The 14,623-nt window shown below is 70.7% G+C and carries 20 protein-coding genes; 7 read left to right on the top strand and 13 right to left on the bottom strand.

The window, feature by feature from the left end; genetic code table 11:
• Nucleotides 1-162: 162 nt before the first annotated feature.
• Nucleotides 163-987: a molybdopterin synthase gene (locus ABDZ89_RS00735; protein ID WP_343775591.1), complete on the bottom strand. Its 825-nt coding sequence runs from the start codon at nt 985-987 to the stop codon at nt 163-165.
• Between the two features lie 132 nt (nt 988-1,119).
• Here ABDZ89_RS00735 and pyrH point away from each other — a divergent pair, with 132 nt between their 5' ends.
• The 4 genes from pyrH (at nt 1,120) to ABDZ89_RS00715 (ending at nt 4,826) form a co-directional block, all read left to right on the top strand.
• Nucleotides 1,120-1,839 carry a UMP kinase gene (pyrH, locus tag ABDZ89_RS00730; protein ID WP_343775589.1) on the top strand — a complete coding sequence of 240 codons (720 nt, stop codon included), beginning with the start codon at nt 1,120-1,122 and terminating at the stop codon, nt 1,837-1,839.
• Nucleotides 1,836-3,551, top strand: a complete 1,716-nt coding sequence (gene lysS, locus ABDZ89_RS00725; RefSeq protein ID WP_343775587.1) for a lysine--tRNA ligase — start codon at nt 1,836-1,838, stop codon at nt 3,549-3,551. Before pyrH ends, lysS begins: the two co-directional genes overlap by 4 nt.
• A complete protein-coding gene (locus ABDZ89_RS00720) occupies nt 3,552-3,803 on the top strand; it encodes a DUF7573 domain-containing protein (RefSeq protein WP_343775584.1) in 252 nt (83 codons plus the stop codon).
• A gap of 111 nt (nt 3,804-3,914) precedes the next feature.
• The gene (locus ABDZ89_RS00715) at nt 3,915-4,826 is read left to right on the top strand and encodes a sensor histidine kinase (protein ID WP_343775581.1); all 912 of its coding nucleotides are present in this window, start codon (nt 3,915-3,917) and stop codon (nt 4,824-4,826) included.
• Here ABDZ89_RS00715 and ABDZ89_RS00710 read toward each other — a convergent pair.
• The 4 genes from ABDZ89_RS00710 to ABDZ89_RS00695 form a co-directional block, all read right to left on the bottom strand.
• Nucleotides 4,810-4,944, bottom strand: a complete 135-nt coding sequence (locus ABDZ89_RS00710; RefSeq protein ID WP_343775579.1) for a hypothetical protein — start codon at nt 4,942-4,944, stop codon at nt 4,810-4,812. The genes ABDZ89_RS00715 and ABDZ89_RS00710 overlap by 17 nt on opposite strands.
• Before the next feature lie 105 nt (nt 4,945-5,049).
• Nucleotides 5,050-5,343 carry a DUF5808 domain-containing protein gene (locus tag ABDZ89_RS00705; RefSeq protein WP_343775576.1) on the bottom strand — a complete coding sequence of 98 codons (294 nt, stop codon included), beginning with the start codon at nt 5,341-5,343 and terminating at the stop codon, nt 5,050-5,052.
• 97 nt (nt 5,344-5,440) lie between these two features.
• On the bottom strand, nt 5,441-7,180 hold the full coding sequence (locus tag ABDZ89_RS00700) for a bifunctional N(6)-L-threonylcarbamoyladenine synthase/serine/threonine protein kinase (protein WP_343775574.1): 1,740 nt from the start codon (nt 7,178-7,180) through the stop codon (nt 5,441-5,443).
• Nucleotides 7,181-7,189: 9 nt separating this feature from the next.
• Entirely contained in the window at nt 7,190-7,495 is a 306-nt protein-coding gene (locus ABDZ89_RS00695; protein WP_343775572.1) for a 30S ribosomal protein S24e, read from the bottom strand.
• A 149-nt stretch (nt 7,496-7,644) separates the two neighbouring features.
• Here ABDZ89_RS00695 and ABDZ89_RS00690 point away from each other — a divergent pair, with 149 nt between their 5' ends.
• Entirely contained in the window at nt 7,645-8,229 is a 585-nt protein-coding gene (locus ABDZ89_RS00690; RefSeq protein WP_343775570.1) for a hypothetical protein, read from the top strand.
• Between the two features lie 42 nt (nt 8,230-8,271).
• Here the strand turns inward: ABDZ89_RS00690 and ABDZ89_RS00685 are convergent, their stop codons facing one another.
• Genes ABDZ89_RS00685 through ABDZ89_RS00665 form a run of 5 tightly spaced genes read right to left on the bottom strand, consistent with a single transcriptional unit; the run spans nt 8,272 to nt 11,422 of the window.
• The gene (locus tag ABDZ89_RS00685; protein WP_343775568.1) at nt 8,272-8,886 is read right to left on the bottom strand and encodes a GTP-dependent dephospho-CoA kinase family protein; all 615 of its coding nucleotides are present in this window, start codon (nt 8,884-8,886) and stop codon (nt 8,272-8,274) included.
• A gap of 25 nt (nt 8,887-8,911) precedes the next feature.
• On the bottom strand, nt 8,912-9,109 hold the full coding sequence (gene spt4, locus ABDZ89_RS00680; protein WP_343775566.1) for a transcription elongation factor subunit Spt4: 198 nt from the start codon (nt 9,107-9,109) through the stop codon (nt 8,912-8,914).
• Entirely contained in the window at nt 9,109-9,684 is a 576-nt protein-coding gene (locus ABDZ89_RS00675; protein ID WP_050026201.1) for a DNA-directed RNA polymerase, read from the bottom strand. Before ABDZ89_RS00675 ends, spt4 begins: the two co-directional genes overlap by 1 nt.
• Nucleotides 9,685-9,705: 21 nt before the next feature.
• Nucleotides 9,706-10,176, bottom strand: coding sequence for a type II toxin-antitoxin system VapC family toxin (locus tag ABDZ89_RS00670; RefSeq protein ID WP_343775563.1), 471 nt, complete (start codon nt 10,174-10,176; stop codon nt 9,706-9,708).
• 1 nt (nt 10,177) lies between these two features.
• Nucleotides 10,178-11,422, bottom strand: coding sequence for a translation initiation factor IF-2 subunit gamma (locus tag ABDZ89_RS00665; RefSeq protein ID WP_343775561.1), 1,245 nt, complete (start codon nt 11,420-11,422; stop codon nt 10,178-10,180).
• A gap of 161 nt (nt 11,423-11,583) precedes the next feature.
• On the opposite strand from ABDZ89_RS00665, the gene ABDZ89_RS00660 reads away from it, so the two are divergent.
• Both ABDZ89_RS00660 and ABDZ89_RS00655 read left to right on the top strand, forming a co-directional pair.
• On the top strand, nt 11,584-12,057 hold the full coding sequence (locus ABDZ89_RS00660) for a DUF5810 domain-containing protein (protein WP_343775558.1): 474 nt from the start codon (nt 11,584-11,586) through the stop codon (nt 12,055-12,057).
• 36 nt (nt 12,058-12,093) lie between these two features.
• The gene (locus tag ABDZ89_RS00655) at nt 12,094-12,531 is read left to right on the top strand and encodes a DUF5809 family protein (RefSeq protein WP_343775555.1); all 438 of its coding nucleotides are present in this window, start codon (nt 12,094-12,096) and stop codon (nt 12,529-12,531) included.
• A 150-nt stretch (nt 12,532-12,681) separates the two neighbouring features.
• On the opposite strand, the gene ABDZ89_RS00650 is transcribed toward ABDZ89_RS00655, so the two are convergent.
• The 3 genes from ABDZ89_RS00650 to ABDZ89_RS00640 all read right to left on the bottom strand — a co-directional run bounded on the left by ABDZ89_RS00650 (nt 12,682) and on the right by ABDZ89_RS00640 (nt 14,476).
• Entirely contained in the window at nt 12,682-12,948 is a 267-nt protein-coding gene (locus ABDZ89_RS00650) for an elongation factor 1-beta (protein ID WP_343775552.1), read from the bottom strand.
• A gap of 1 nt (nt 12,949) precedes the next feature.
• On the bottom strand, nt 12,950-13,129 hold the full coding sequence (locus ABDZ89_RS00645) for an HVO_2753 family zinc finger protein (RefSeq protein ID WP_343775550.1): 180 nt from the start codon (nt 13,127-13,129) through the stop codon (nt 12,950-12,952).
• A gap of 111 nt (nt 13,130-13,240) precedes the next feature.
• Nucleotides 13,241-14,476 carry a tripartite tricarboxylate transporter permease gene (locus tag ABDZ89_RS00640; RefSeq protein WP_343775548.1) on the bottom strand — a complete coding sequence of 412 codons (1,236 nt, stop codon included), beginning with the start codon at nt 14,474-14,476 and terminating at the stop codon, nt 13,241-13,243.
• Nucleotides 14,477-14,623: the final 147 nt, after the last annotated feature.

Raw genomic sequence — 14,623 nt, 5'->3', positions numbered from 1 at the left:
TCGCTCACCGATACCCCGCTCGCTCGCCAACTGCCAGCAAAAACAGCCGCATGCTGCTCCCTCCGAGGCGCCGACGCGGCCGCCGCGCGCTCGGTCGGGCGCTCCGACGCGGCCGGATCTGAAGCGACGGGTCGGGTGGGTCGGACCGATTAGCCCCTCCGTTCAGTCGCGGCGGTGTACCCAGAACGTCTCCGACTCCGTCGCCTCCTTCTTGAAGATCGGAACCTCGTCTTTCAGCCGGTCGATCCCGTCTTCGACCGTCCGGAACGCCTCACCCCGATGACCGGCGAGCACCACGACGAAGACGATGTCCTCGCCCGCCTCGATCACGCCGGTCCGGTGGTGCATCCGCACGTCGAAGACGCCGTCCCGGGCCGCGAGTTCGTCGGCGATGGCGTCCATCCGCTCTCCGGCGACCCCCTCGTACTTCTCGAACGCGAGGTGAGTCGTCCGGTCGTCGTCCGGGCCGTCGCGGGCGCGGACGCGCCCGGTGAACGTCGCGATCGCGCCCGATCGGTCGGCGTCCGCAGACGCCTCGACGCGCCGCACCAGCGCCTCCCGGGTGATCCACGGCTCCGCCTCGTCGAGGTCGGCGACGAGGGCGTCGAGGTCGACGTCGTCGGGTTCGGCCGCGGTCGCGAGGACCGTCCCCGGAACGCCCTCGGGGTCCGGGTTCGGACCGAGGAGGACCGCGGGCACGCGCAGCCGCGACGCGCCGACCGCGAGCAGGTAGTCGTGGTCGGGCGCGAGGCCGTCGAGGAGGTCGTCGAACCCCTCGACCGTCCCCCGACCGCTCCAGTTCCCGTCCCCGTCGAACGCGATCGCGGTGTCCGCTCCGGACGCGTCGTCGCTCGGCTCCGGTTCGGACCGGGGCGTCTCGTCCGGGTCGCCGTCGCGTTCCACGACCGCGACCCGCCCGTCGAGCCGCGCCGCCAGCCGCCGCGCCAGCGCCGACGCCCCGTCACCGACGATCGATATCGGTCGCATACCCGAGGGCGGGCCGCGACCGGCTTAGGCGTTTCCCGGTCGGCTCGACCGCTCCGAGAGTACCGCCCGTCCGCTTCCCGCCGCGTCCGGGCTTGACAATCCTTAAGACCGCGACAGGGGTAGTCGTCGCCAATGAGAGTCGTCGTTTCTATCGGCGGGAGCGTGCTCGCGCCGGACCTCGACCCCGAGCGCGTGGCCGCGTACGCCGAGGCGATCGAACGGCTGGTCACCGACGGCTGCGAGGTCGGGGTCGTCGTCGGCGGCGGGGGCGTCGCCCGCGAGTACATCGAAACGGCCCGCGACCTGGGCGCCAACGAGGTCGAACTCGACCGGCTCGGTATCGGCACGACCCGCCTCAACGCCCGGCTCCTGATCGCCGCCCTCGGTGACCGCGCGAACCTCGCGCCGGCGACCGACTACGAGGAGGCGGGCGCGGCGCTCCGCCGCGACGAGGTGGCGGTGATGGGCGGCGTCACGCCCGGGCAGACGACGGACGCGGTCGCCGCCGCGTTCGCCGAGTCGGTCGACGCCGACCTGCTCGTGTACGCCACGAGCGCCGACGGCGTGTACGACGCCGACCCCAACGCCGACCCGGACGCGACGCAGTTCGCGACCCTGTCGCCGGCCGAACTCGTCGAGGTGGTCCTCCCGATGAGCCGCGACGCGGGCGCGTCCGCCCCCGTGGACCTGCTCGCGGCGAAGCTGATCGACCGGGCGGGGATCCGCTCGGTCGTTCTCGACGGGACCGACCCGACCGCCGTCGTCGACGCGGTCCTCCGCGGTGACCACACCGGGACCGACGTCGTCCCGGTCGACGCCGACGAACCGAGCCGCTGGGCGGGGAACAGATGAGCGCGGACGACGCCGCTCCCCCCGAAGGCGACGACTCCCCACACATTCTCTCGGGGGGGTCCGCGCTCGACGACGGGGACTCCGCCGACGGAAGCGACGAGGCGTACCACGCCTTCTGGGCCGACGTGGTCGCCGACGAGGTCGAAGCGCGCGACCCCGACGAGCCGATCGTCATCAAAGGCGGCGTCTCGCCGTCCGGGGTCGCCCACCTCGGCAACTTCAACGAGATCATGCGCGGCTACTTCGTCGCCGAGGTGCTGCGCGACCGCGGCCACGAGGTCCGGCAGGTGTTCACCTCCGACGACAAGGACCCGCTGCGGAAGGTGCCGCGCAAGCTGGCGAACGCGGACGGCGACATCGTCGGGCTCGGCGAGGTCGACGCGGGCGCGCTCGGCCGCAACCTCGGGAAGCCGTACACCGCGATCCCGGACCCGTTCGGCGAGGCGGAGTCGTACGCGGCCCACTTCGCCGGGCTGCTCAAGGCCGACGCGGACCGGCTGAACGTCCCCGTCGAGATGCTCTCGAACACGGCGCTGTACGCCGAAGGCGACTTCGACGACGCGGTCCGAACCGTCCTCTCCGACGCGGACCGCGTCCGCGAGGTGCTCTCCCCGTACCAGGACAAGGTCGACGACGAGTACGTCCCGTTCAACCCGATCTGTGCGGAGTGCGGGAAGGTGACGGAGACGGTGACGGCGATCGATCTCGACCGCGAGACCGTCGAGTACGTCTGTACGGACATGGACGCCGGCGGCAACACCATCGAGGGCTGCGGCCACGAGGGCACCGCGACGTTCCGCGAGGGGAAGCTCCCGTGGCGGCTTGAGTGGCCCGCCCAGTGGGGGGTCCTCGGCGTCGACTTCGAGCCGTTCGGGAAGGACCACGCCGAGGGTTCGTGGCCCTCCGGCGTCGACGTGGCGCGAAACGTCTTCGGCGAGGAGCCGCCCGTGCCGATGGTGTACGAGTGGTTCACGCTCAACGGCGAGGCGTTCTCCTCTTCGGAGGGGAACGTCGTCACGGTACAGGAGCTGTTGGAGCTGCTCGAACCCGAGGTGCTGCGCTTCTTCTTCGCGCTCCACCCGAAGAAGGCCCGCGACCTCGACATCGGGCGGCTCGACCAACTCGTCGACCGCTTCGACCGGTTCGAACGCGCCTACTTCGGCGAGGTCGACGACGAGGACCTCACAGCGTTCGCCGAGCGCGCGTACCCGTTCGTCGTCGGTCGAGCGGACGACCCGCCGACGGAGAAACCCCTCAGGCTCCCGTACACGTTCGCGGCGGTCCTCGGGATGGTCGACGACCCCGACTTCCGCGAGCGCCTCGCCCGCGACGAGGGGCACGTCCCCCCCGACGCGGACGCCGACGCCGTCGACGCCGCGCTCGCCAGGGTCGAAAACGCGCGGAACTGGGCCGAGCGGACCGAAAACGAGTACGACTACCTACTCCAGACCGACCTCCCCGCGGTCGAGTTCGACGACGCGGTCGCGGCCGCGCTCGACGACCTCGCCGACTTCGTCGCCGCCGGCCACGACGGCGAGGAGATTCAGGCGGCGATGTACGAGACCGCTCGCGACCACGACGTCGAGGTCAGCGACTTCTTCGCGGCGGGGTACCGCCTGTTCTTCGACGACACGCAGGGCCCCCGGCTCGGCGAGTTCCTCGGCGAACTGGAGCGCGACTACGTCGTCGACCGCCTCCGGCGGGAGGCGTAGATGTCCGAGGACCGGTCGCTCGACGACTTCGCTCCGGACGCCGGCACCGAGGCCGGAGCCGACGGCTCGGAGGCTGCCGTTGACGACGGCTCGAACGCGGCCGTCGACGGCGACGTCGACCGCGTCGACCCCGCGAGCCCCACCTCGACGTGGCACGCCGACGGCGCGGACTGCGACCGGTGCGGCGAGCGGGTCGAACGATGCTGGCGCGACGGTGACGCCCTCGTCTGTGCGGACTGCGCGCCGTGGTGAACCCGGTCGCCGTCGCTGGCGGTCCGGGCGGGTCGCCGGTGAAAACTTAAGCCGTCGGCCGTCGAGATGTTTCCTGCGAAGAAAATCCACCGGGTGTAAAACTAAATATAAATGAAATATACCTCGGAACACCTCTTCGGGCGGTCGGCGACGGTTCTCACCGCCGTGTACCTCTGTGGCGGAGCGCTGTTCGCGCTCGCGGTCGACGTCGCGGTCGCGTCCGTGAGCGGGTCCGCGGTCGGGTGGACGCCCGCGCGCCTCGCGGGTGACTGGCTGCTGGTCGCCGGCTCGGGTGCGATCCTCTACGGTGCCGTCACCCACCATCGGCGGCGGGCGGAGGCCGCCAACCGGGAGCTCGAAACCTCGAACCAGCAGCTACAGGTTCTGAGTCGGGTCTTTCGGCACAACATCCGCAACGACCTCAACGTGATCCGCGGCTACACCGACCTGCTGGCGGACCGGATCGACGACGACCGGAGCCAGCAGTGTCTGGAGACGATCCGACAGACGACCGACGACGTCGTCGCCATCAGCGAGAAGCTCCGAGCGATCGAGGACGCGTCCCCCGACCACCCCGAGGGCCGCGTCGACCTCGTCGACGCGGTCGACGAGGCGGTCGGCGTCGTCGACGCCGGGAGCGCCTCGGTCAGCGTCGAGGCACCCTCCGAGGCGTGGATCCGCGCCGACGACTCCGTCGCGTACCCGATCCGCGAGGTGTTCGAGAACGCGGTGACGCACAACGACGGCGCGACGCGCCGCGTGGAGGCGACGGTCCGCGAGAACGGGACGACCACCTGCCTCGAAGTCACCGACAACGGGCCGGGGATCCCGCCGGACGAGCGCGCGGTGTTACAGGCCGAAGAGGAGACGCCCCTCTCGCACGCGAGCAGTATCGGACTGTGGCTCGTCAAGTGGCTGTGTGAGACGCAGGGCGGCACCGTCCGGTTCGCCGCGGACGACGACGGCACCACGGTCCGCCTCCGGTTCGAGTCGGCGTCCGAGCCCGCTAGTCCAACTCGGTGATCGTCACGGCGTACACCGCGCCGCAGTTCCCGCATTCGACGTGGACCCCGCGGCTGGTCTGACCCCGAGTGAACTCGGAGATCTCCTCCGAACACGAGCATTCGAACTCTACTTTCATTACCCGAAATACAGTCTACTCGTATTTAAAAGAAACCGATGCGGAATCAACGTTGAGACCGCCGACCACGACGCGGACGAGGCCGGCACCCCCTCGCGGTTAAGATCAGTCGTCGTCGACGATCACTTCGACGGGCCCGTCGTCGTCCCCGTCCGCGGACTCGTCGACGGCGGCCGCTCCGCCCGACTGTTGCTGCTGGTAGTAGAGCCCGCCGGCGACCGCGAGGACGATCCACGAGCGCCAGTTGGCGAGGTTCAGCGTGTACCCGATACCGAACGGCTTCTCGACGAGCATTCCCTTGTCGGGCTGCCAGTACGACGAGAGCAGCCGCCCGAGGCTCGGACGCTCGAAGTTGTACGGGATCCCGAGAACCTCTCCGGACGACGGTTTGTCTGCCATATCCGTACGTCTATCCGCCGGCACCATAAATCGTGGCGCCACCGATCGGCGATCGAACCGCGGACGTCCACACGACCGATCGGCCGATCCCCCGCCGTCAGCGGTAGCGACCACGGTTCGCCACGTCCCGAAGTCGGTCGAGGACTTCGCCGTCGCCGGTTGCCTCGTACCCGGCTTCGAACGCCGCGATCAGGGGCTCGGGATCCGTCGCCGTCGCGCGGACGGACCCCTCGAACACGTGGAGGTCCATCGCGTGGTCCTCGACGTGGCCGGTGTGGAAGCCGAGTCCGAAGTCGATGAGATACGTCCGCGACGCGGCGTCCGGCCTCGCGCTCGGTCCCGCGTCCGCGGCGTCGCTCGACTCGCCGTCCGTCTCCGCGTCCCCCGCGCCGCTCGACCCCACTCGCACGTTCCGGGTCGTCGGGTCGCCGTGGACGATGCCGGCGCCGTGAAGCCGTCCGAGGTGGCGGCCGACCGCCTCGGTCCATCGCTCGTCGAGCGCGGCCGCGAGGTCGCGCTCGCCGACGTGCTGAAGGGTCAGCGTTCCGGCCGGGAGATCGACCTCGTACACGAGCGGCGTCGGGACCCCCGCGCGGCGCGCTTCGCTCGTCAGCCGGGCCTCAGCGACGGTCCGGTCGCGTCTGAGCGTGCGGTCTAACTCGGGGTGCCGGTACGACTTCGGGACGCGGCGCTTGATCACGCGACTGTCGCCGCCGTCCCCGTCGACCGTGACGGTCGCCTCCGCGCCGCGGTGATCGGCCGTCGGCGCGCCTCCCGAGTTTGCTCCGGTATCCCCGGGGACCCGTGCGACCGACTCCCCCGACCGCCACGTCACCGGCACCTGGTCCGGTCGGAAGTTCGGGTCGACCGCGGACTCGGCGATCGGGAGCGTGTCGCCGGCCGCGGCCATCTTCGCGCCCAACACGGCGATCATCCCGGCGTTGTCGCGGAGGAATCTCGGCTCCGGCGCGTGGAAGTCGGCGTCGCGAGCGTCACACATCGCGGCCAGCATCTCCCGCAGCCGGTCGTTCTGGGCGACGCCGCCGCCCAAGACGAGTTCGTCGGCGCCGGTCAGCGACAGAGCGCGCTCCGCCACCTCGGTGAGCATCGCGAACACGTGCTCTTGGAGCGAAAAGCAGATCTCGCCGGTCGGGACGCCGGCGTCCGCGGCGTCGTTGGCGGCCGAGCTGATCCCGGAAAACGAGAAGTCCATCCCCTTGACGACGTAGGGCAGATCGAGGAGATCAGCTCCATCAGCGTCCGCTTCCGCCTCGGAGGTGTACTCCGCGGCCGCCGCCTCGACCTTCGGCCCGCCGGGGTGGCTCCAGCCGACGTGCCGGGTGAACTTGTCTATCGCGTTGCCGACGCCCGCGTCCATCGTCTCGCCGAGGACGCGGTACCGCCCGTCGTGGAAACCGAGCAGGTGCGCGTTCGCCCCCGAGGCGTTCAGACAGACGGGGTTATCGAAGCCGGAGCGGTGGCGACCGATCTCCAGGTGCGCCACCATGTGGTTGACCCCGACGAGCGGCACGTCGAGCGTCCCGGCGAGCGACCGCGCCGCGGTCCCGACGATCCGGAGACAGGGGCCCAGCCCGGGACCTCGCGAGAACGCGACCGCGTCGACGGCGTCCGGGCCGTGTTCCGCCTCGGCCGCGGTCAACACCCGGTCGACGACCTCGGGGATCGCCTCGGACATGTGTTCGGCGGCCTCGCGCGGGTGAATGCCGCCGCTGTCCGGTTCGTAGGGGTCGGATTCGATGAGAACTGAGTCGGTCTCGGCGTCGTACAGCGCGGCGCTCGCACACCACGCGGTACCTTCGATGCCGAGAACCCGCATCCGGCGGCGTTACGCTTCCTCGGCGTCCGCGTCCTCGTCGCCGATCTTGTTGCGTTCGAGCATGTGGTCCTGTTCGACGTCTAACGCGTCGGCCGCGGAGTCGTACACCTTCGCGTAGCCGACCGTCTTGCGCATGCCGAACTTCGTGTCGAGCTCGTGGACGACGACCTCCTCGGAGTCCTTGTCGAGCTTGGCCGCGAGCGAGTCGCGGACCGAGAGCCGCGAGGGAGTCGCTTCCTCGTGGGTCGTCTCGAAGCGGATATCGGTACGGTGCAGCATCGGATTCTCGTCCTCGGAGATGATATCGACGTCCATGGTTCAGTTAAGCGTATATCCCCTCGAAAGCTGTAAAAGGATTTCGAAGCGGGGGTGTCGCCGCCGAACTGCTCGCCGGCGGTCGACCGACCGTGCGGTTCGGCGTCAGGGTTTCACCGCTCCGGACCGTGATTCACGTTATCACACGGATGCCCGACGACGACACCCGATTCGATCCGGCCGACCGATCGCGATACGAACTCAAGCGGGCGGCGAACATCGTCGTCCCGATGTCCCCGATCCGGAAGGCACGGATCTGCGGCGGCCTCGCGCTGATCGCCGCGCTCGCAGCCCCGCTCGTCGCGACGCTGCCGGCGCCCGTCCGGGAGGCGGCCTTCACCGGCCCACCGGCGTCGACCTCGCTCGGCGTCGCGGCGGTCGCCCTGTTCGGCACGGTCGCGGCCGCCGGCGCCGGTCTCGGCCTCGTCACGCTCCAGCGCCGCCTCGCCCGCGGTCCGGAGCCGAGCGACGACGACATCTGGACCCTCCTCGCCGCGGAGGACGCGCTCACGGGCGTCGGCTTCGTCACCGGCGGCCTCGGCGTCGTCGGCGGCGTCTCGCTCTTGGCGAGCGGTCACTGGGGGCTCGAAGCGCTCGACGGCCTCCGGCGCAACGGGATCGAACCGTACCTCTCGCTCTCGGCGGCTCCCGTGACGCCGTGGCTGGTGAGCGCGGTCGGCCTCGTCGCCGGGCTGGCCGTCCTCGGCGCGAGCGTCGTCGTCGAGCGCGACTGAGGTCGCTCGACAGAACGAAATGGTTCGTCGCCGTCCCGGCCGCTAGGCCGACTCTCCTTCGTCGAACCCGCTCGGATCGACCCGGAGCGCGTCGCACGCGGCCGCCGTGTCGCCCGACAGCCCCTCGAACAGCTCCCGTGCCTCCCTCCGGGCCTCGGGCGTGATCGCGACGCGGACCATCCCCTCACCGGGCTGGCCGTAGACGACGGTCGATCCGACCGGCGCCGCGAGCATCGCCGGCAGCGCCGCCAGGTCCTCCTCGCCGGTCACCTCGATCGTCACCGGCTCCCCGGCCGCGAGCGCCTCGGCGAGCGCGTCGAGCAGCGCCGTCGACAGCCCGGCAGCCGGATTCTCGACCGCGATCCGTCGCTCCTCCGTGGCCGCGAGCGCGGTCTCTATCTCCGTGCGGACCGCCTCGCGCTCCGTCTTCCCGTCGACGAACGCCACGTCCGGAACGCGACCCGCCTCTCGGAGGTGGTAGGTGACCACGTCGCCGACCGCGATCAGCGGTGCGGGGTCTCCGGCGGTCGAGCCGTACCGCTCTCGGGTCTCGTCGACGGCGTCCAGAAGGGCGGCGACGTCGGTCGTCGCCGGCCCCAGCGGCTCCTTGAACGCGTCGCGAAGGGACTCGGGCAGCGTGAGAAGCGGCTCCGTCATCGGTCTCTTCCCCGAACGCGGACGGTTACCGGACCTTGAGCGCGTACGCGCCCGACTCGGTGACGTTCATCTCCTCGGCGATCTGGCTGTCGGCGGGCTTGGTAATGATGACGTATCCCGCCCAGTCCTCAGTCAACGACGACGACCCGCAGTGTTCGCAGGTCTGGGCGTCGGGGTCGTTGACGTGGTGGCACTCCCGACACGCCAGGCGGTCCTCTGCCATCAGTCGGCCTCCTCACCGGTCTGCTCGCGGTGAAGCCGTTGGCCCTCCAGCCACTCGTGTTTGCCGAGGCCGGGCTGTTTCGCCGTGAGCCCGATCTTCGAGTCGCGAGGGTTGCGCTCGTCGATGCTCTTCGTCACGACGCGGACGCGCACGGCGTCGTCGACGCCGAGCGTCTTGTCGGAGTCGGACGAGGCGAGCTGCTGGTTCGCGCCGTCGAACGTGAGGTACTCGTCGGTGATCTGCGAGACGTGGAGCAGGCCGTCCACCGGACCGATCCCGACGAACGCGCCGAACTCGACCGTCTCGACGACGGTACCGTCGGCGACCTCCTGCATGTCGGGGTCGTAGGTGAGCGCGTCGAACTCCGCCTCGTAGTAGACGCCCGGCCGGTTGTGTAACACCGCCCCGTCGCCGATGTCGTGAACCTCGATGACGCTCACGACGCTGCCGACGTCCTCGTCCATCCGTCCTTCCAGCTTGTCTTGGAGCAGAGCTTTCACCCGCTCGTCGGTGACGTCCGCCAGGTGCTTCGGCGGGACCTCGACCGTGTCCTTGAGTCGAACTCGTTTGTACATGTTGTTGGTTGTCCGCGGCCGCTAGGGTTCCGTTATCGCCAGTGTGTTCCGACCCCTTAAACCGATTACTGGTGCGTCCGCGGCCAGTACCCGGTTCGCGAGGGGTCGATCGTTGGTGACGACGGCGTCGACCCGGCCGGCCGCGGCCAGGGCGACGAGCGCGTCGTCGGCGTACGATTCGTCCGTCTCGACCGTCTCCGCCCGCTCGGCGAGGTCCGCACCGACGCTCGCTGCGGTCGCCTCCGCGCCGTTGCCGCTCTGGAGGTCGGCGAGTTCCGCGACCACCGGCGCCGGAACCACCGTCTCGTACCCCCCGAGGAGCCGATCGAGCTCCTCGAACAGCCGCAGGCCGGCCTCGACCGGCGCCATCAGGGCGCTCGCGTCGAGTGCGACGACCGGGACGCCGTCCGACTCGTCTCCGGCGAGGTCCTCGGCCCGGGCGTCGCCCGCGGCGGTCGACTCCGGACCGTCCGCGCGGGCGTCGTCGGCCACGCTACGCGAGCGTCCCGACGCCGATGAGCCGCCAGCGCGCGCCGACGCGTCGGTTGATCGCGATCTGTGCGCCCTCGTCGGCGCAGACGGGTCGCTTGAGGCTCACCTCGCACTCGCCGTCGCGCGCGCTCGTCACGGCGCCGACCGTCGTCGCCGTGCCGACCGTGAGCATCAACGGCTCGCCGGTGCTGATATCCTCGATGTCGCTCTCGCCGCTCTCGTCGTCCTCCTTCCCGACGACGCGGTCGAGCAGGTCGACCGTCATCTCGAACTCCTCGCGGGTCGGGGGGAGCGTCCCCGGCTCGCCCGCGACCTGCCCGGCGAGCGCGTCGCCCTTCGTCAGGCTCGGGTCGAGTCCCGTGCCGACGCCGAGGAGCCCGCCGGGGTGGGCGGTCTCGACGTCGCGGTTGCCGGCCTGTAGCGAACGGACGGTCGTCTCCAGCGGCCGCCACTCGGTCTGTCCCTCCTCGTCGACCTCGCGGCCGGGGCGGATCTCCAGCCCGTCGCCGACCGACAGCTCGCCGCTGACGAGCGACCCGCCCACGACGCCGCCCTTGAGGTCCTCTGCGGTCGCGCCCGGACGGTTGATGTCGAACGAGCGGGCCGCGTACATCCGGGCGCTCTCGCCCGGGTCGCGGTCCGGCGTCGGGATCTCCGTTTCGATCGCGTCGATGAGCAGGTCGAGGTTGACCTCCTGTTGGGCCGAGACGGGGACGATCGGCGCGTCCTCGGCGACCGTGCCCTCGACGAACTCCTGGATCTGCCGGTAGTTGTCGACGGCGCGGTCGCGGTCGACCAGGTCGACCTTGTTCTGTGCGATGACGATGTTCTCGATCCCGATGAGATCGAGCGCCATCAGGTGCTCTTCCGTCTGGGCCTGGGGGACGTCCTCGGTCGCGCTCACGACGAGGACCGCCCCGTCCATGATCGAGGCGCCAGAGAGCATCGTCGCCATCAGCGTCTCGTGGCCCGGCGCGTCGACGAACGAGACCGTTCGGATCGGCTCGCTCGCGGACCCGTCCTCGCACTCCTCGTCGACGGTGTAACACTCGGGCTCGTCGACGCCGGGACAGCGGCGGAACGTCGCGTCCGCGTACCCCAGCCGGATCGAGATACCGCGTTTCATCTCCTCGCTGTGCTGGTCGGTCCACGAGCCGGACAACGCCTGCACCAGCGTGGTCTTCCCGTGGTCGACGTGACCGACGAGACCGATGTTCACCTCCGGTTGTGTGTTGGCTTCAGTCACTGTTGGACCTCCTAACGGAGTAGTCTTACCCGAAATTCGCTTCGTGCGAGTGATAAAGTTGCTGTTATAGCGGCGAGAGACGCGCCGACGGCCCCGCCGACTCCCGGCGCGGCGACCGGTTCGACGCCACTTTACGGCCCACGGTCGTAGCTAGTCACGACATGGGATACGCGTGCCCCGTCTGTGACACCCCGCAGCGCGACGGCGAACACCTCGCGCACCACCTCGCGTTCACGGCGATGCTCCACGGCGACGACCACGAAGCGTGGCTCGACGAGCGCGTCACCGACTGGAGCGAGCGCGACCCGGCCGGACTCGCCGCCGACGTGACGCCGCACGCCGACGATGCCGAGTACAACGAGGTGTTCGAAGACACCGTCGCGCGCGGGCGCCCCGACGTCGGCATGGGATCGGGGGGAGCCGCCTCGGGCCACAACCACGGTCACGGCCACGCCCACGACGGCGATCCCTCTCCCGGAGCCGGTGTTCCGGACCCCGAATCGGTCGACGACCCCGCCGTCGCGGAGGCGATCCGCGAGGCGCGGGAGCTGACCCGAGAGGCGGACGACGCCGACCCCGCCGTCGCCGACACCGACGACGCGAACGACGAGGCCGCGGCCGACCGCGATCCGTAGCGGAACGCCCTTCCCGGACCCCGGCCAACCCCGAGTATGGAGACCAGAGGCACCTTCGCCCCCGAGACGCGTGCCGAGGCGCTCGAACGGTACGAGGAGGTCGGCCCCGTCGCGCAGGTGGTCGTCCGCGAGGCGACCAAGGCGATGTCATTCGGCGCCGACGAGTACGACGAGCGAGTCACCCCCGAGGTGATCCGGACCGCCCGAGACGCGACGTTCGCGGAGCTGCTCGCGGTTCACGTCGGGGACGCCGACGAGTTCGACGCCTGGCTCGCCGACAGCGGTTTCGACGAGGACGACGTCGTGCGGATCGGCTCCGAGAACGTCGACAACGTCGTCTGGCACCCGATCCCCTTCGCCGACACCGTTATCGCCGCGACGTATCAGGAGGAGCCGGACGCGGCCGCCAGCACCCTCCGGCGCAACGCGTTCGGGCGCGTGTACCGCGAGGAGTTCTACGAGTCCGGCCGGTAGCGGGTTTTTCTCGACCGCGACCGGCGACGAGTTCCACCGTTCAACTGCGAGCGTGACGGCTCGGCGTCTCACCCCCCCTCGCGAAGCCCGCCGCTGTTCGAGACGGCCGAACCGCAAAAAACCGGGACCGCAGGCGCCGCTCGGTTCGCCTCAGAGGCGACCGACGTTCTCGACCGCGACGGACTCGACGTTGTCGACCTGCGAGAACGCCTCCTCGACGGCCTCCGTGCCGCCCGCGCCGTCGGGGACGATGACGGTCGGCAGGAGCGCGACCAGGCCGAACGCGACGTCGTCGCGCTCGAAGCCGCGGATCTTCGCGCCCTCGGGCAGGACTTCTTCCAGACGGTCCTGAAGGTCGTCGAGGTCGACTTCGGGGCTGTTCGGCATGACCTTGATCTTCGCGGCAACGTCACCCATCTCAGGGCCCCCGGAAGCCGCAGTCGTGGCACTCGTAGAGGTTGCTCTGCTTCCGGCACTTCGAACACCGGTAGATGGTGGTGCCGCAGTCCGGGCAGGAGAACCGCGCGGCGTTCATGCCGGACACCTGAATCCCACAGGAGACGCACTGCGGAGTGCTCTGAGAGTCGCTCTGGCTCATACACCTACTCACCAGCGCGCGACTTTTAACCGTTGTTCTTTCCCCCAGCGGGCCGTGCGGCCCGGTACCGTGCCCCTCGCCGACCGAAGCCGAGGCGGTCCGTGCCCGTGCTCACCCGACGATCAGCGGCCCGATGAGCACGCCCATGAGGTGGACGCGCCGCGCGCCGACCCGCGGCGGGAACAGTCCCAACGCCCCGGCGACGAGGAGGACGCCGACCCCGAACCCCCCGGCGAACGCGTACGAGAGCAGCGCGAGCAGCCCCAACACGCCGACCGAGAGTCGAGTGTAGTCGGCGTTGCCGACGACGCGGAGGTACGGGTCCCCGACCAGAAGGACGAGCGCGAACCCGAAGCACGCGGCGGTCGCGGCCGCGACGATCAGGATCGGGAGCGCGAACGGCACGCCGGCCCGGTCGAGGGCGACGGTCACGCCCGTCCGCGGCGTTCCGAGTGCGACCAACGCGAACAGTGCGAAGACCGTGTTCGCGGTGTTCGCGCCGCTCGTCGCCACGACGAAGCCGCGGTCGGCCGACTCGCGCGGCACCGCGGGCATCGCGGCCACGGCGGCGATGGCGGCCGACACGCCCGGAATGTAGCCGACGACGGCGCCGGCGAGCGAGCCGGCGCCCGCGCTCGTTCCGAGGTCGCGCGCGTCCATCGCGATCCGGGGATCGGCCTGCGGCGGCACGCCCTCCCCGCCGAGCGCGTCGACGAGGACCGGCACGCCGAACAGCCCGGCGAACAGCGGCGCGAGAACGCCGCCGACCGACAGCGGCGCCGCGGGGTCGGCGTCGAGCGTCGCGAGTCCGAGCGCGGCGCTCGCGAGGAACGCGACCAGTCCGCCGACCGCGGCCCGGCGCGACGACTCCGTGAGCACGAGGACCGCGACGACGCCGGCGAGTAACACCGGCAGGTGCGCGCGCATCGGCGGGTACCACCGCAGCATGAGCCACGTGATCGGGACCGCAAGCGGCACCGCGAGCGCGACGGCCAGCCCGGACCCGACCGCGGAGAGTCGGACGGCCTCGCGCCCCCGGCCCGCGATCACAAGCCGGTGACCCGGGAGCGCTGCGACCGCGGTCGCGGCGTCGGGCACGCCCAGCGCGAGGGCGGGGACGATGTCGAGGAACGAGTGGACGACGCCGGCGCCGATCATCGCGACGCCGACGAACAGGGGATCGGCAGGCACGGACGGCGCGAACCCGGCCAGAAGCAGTGCGAAGTTGTTGGCGTGGAGCCCGGGGACCAACCCGCTCGCGGTGCCGAGCGCGACGCCGCCGAGCAGGAACCCGAGCGCGCCCGCAGCGAACGTCGGGTCGACCACCGGCCGCACGAGCGCGTCCATCGAGGCGGGATGGCCGCGGCTTCCGAGATAAGGGTCGGGGGCGTCCGGAAACCGGCGTCGGAGGTGTCCGGCAACCGGCGTCGGGGGCGTCGGTTAACCGGCGCTGGGGGCGACCGCGAGAGCCGTCGCTCGCCGGCGACAGAACGA

Origin of the sequence: Halorubrum ejinorense, assembly GCF_039522565.1 — an archaeon.
GTDB lineage: Archaea > Halobacteriota > Halobacteria > Halobacteriales > Haloferacaceae > Halorubrum > Halorubrum ejinorense.
This window is presented reverse-complemented; position numbering and strand designations above follow the sequence as displayed.